This window comes from Prevotella sp. tf2-5 (genome assembly GCF_900115435.1).
GTDB lineage: Bacteria > Bacteroidota > Bacteroidia > Bacteroidales > Bacteroidaceae > Prevotella.
In genome coordinates this window covers 1-1,299 of the sequence record NZ_FOWK01000023.1, presented here as the reverse complement: position 1 = coordinate 1,299, position 1,299 = coordinate 1, and the positions used below count along the sequence as shown (strand labels likewise).

General features: G+C 42.4%; 1 protein-coding gene. It reads left to right on the top strand.

Annotation, left to right across the window (positions count from 1 at the left end; all coding sequences use genetic code 11):
* Positions 1–128: 128 nt before the first annotated feature.
* Complete coding sequence (locus tag BM257_RS14470; protein WP_092074135.1) at positions 129–1,286, top strand: IS4 family transposase; 1,158 nt, start codon at positions 129–131, stop codon at positions 1,284–1,286.
* Positions 1,287–1,299: the final 13 nt, after the last annotated feature.

Genomic DNA, 1,299 nt, shown 5'->3' with positions numbered 1-1,299 from the left:
CACTAGTGTCCACTAAAAATTAGCGGAGATGTTTGTAAGTTATTTAAATATAGAGTTTTAGAGCGAGAAATTGACGGTGACGATTTGAATTGACTATCTTTGCTATCCAAAAGCAAATCAGTCATTCGATGAACACCGGAAAATATATCTTTGCTCAGCTCATAGAGTTCTTGCCACAGAGAATTTTTGATAGAATTGTAATGAAATACGAAGGGAACAAATACGTGAAGCATTTCACATGCTGGAACCAGTTGCTCGTCATGATGTTCGGGCAGCTGAGCAATCGTGACAGCCTTCGTGATCTGACCAGTATTATTTCTGCGCATTCCAATAAGGCCTATCACCTTGGCTTTGGTAAGAACGTAACGAGAAGCAATCTCGCGAAGGTCAACGAAAGACGAGAACCTCGTATTTTCGAAGAGTTTGCCTACCATATGATAGACATTGCGAGACGAAAGAGAATCTACAAAGAGTTTGAGATAGAAGGGAAGGTCTTTGCCTTTGACTCGACTACTATCGATCTTTGCTTGAGCGTCTTCTGGTGGGCAAAGTTTCGCCGTACAAAAGCGGGCATCAAGATGCATACGCTCTATGAAATTCAGACGGATATTCCTACGTTCATCCACATTACTGAGGCGAAGGTACACGACCAACGAGCAATGGACGAGATCCCTTATGAACAGGGAGCTTACTATGTGTTTGACCGAGGATACTTTGACCTGAAGAGACTCTATCATATCAATGAAATTGAAGCCTATTTTGTGATAAGGCAAAGAGGAAATCTTCAATATGAGGTCATTAACGAAAGCGACACCATGCATAACGCAGATGGCGTACTCTCTGACCAGGTTATAAGACTTACGAATTACCTCACCAAACAGAAATATCCTGCTGTTCTTCGTCGCGTCACATACTATGCGGCTGACAAGAACAAGACATTTGTCTACCTGACCAACAATATGGAGATGCCTGCCACGCAGGTCGCTCTTCTCTACAAATATCGTTGGCGTGTAGAACTCTTCTTTAAATGGATTAAGCAGCATCTTAAGATTAAGTCCTTTTGGGGTACGACAGAGACTGCTGTCAGAATCCAGATATACTCTGCCATCACCGCATATTGCATGGTGGCTATCGTTGAGCACGACCTCAAACTGCACAGGAGCACCTACGAAGTGTTGAGAATTTTGAGCGCTTCGCTGTTGGATAAGACTCCAATCAAGGAACTTTTTACCAAGGAACCTGAGTATGTTGCTGATGATGGTCAATTGACTCTTAATTTTATTTAGTGGACACTAATGA

Excerpts from the sequence above, each read along its gene's own strand:
- BM257_RS14470 (WP_092074135.1), top strand. The coding sequence starts at position 129 with ATGAACACCGGAAAATATATCTTTGCTCAGCTCATAGAGTTCTTGCCA.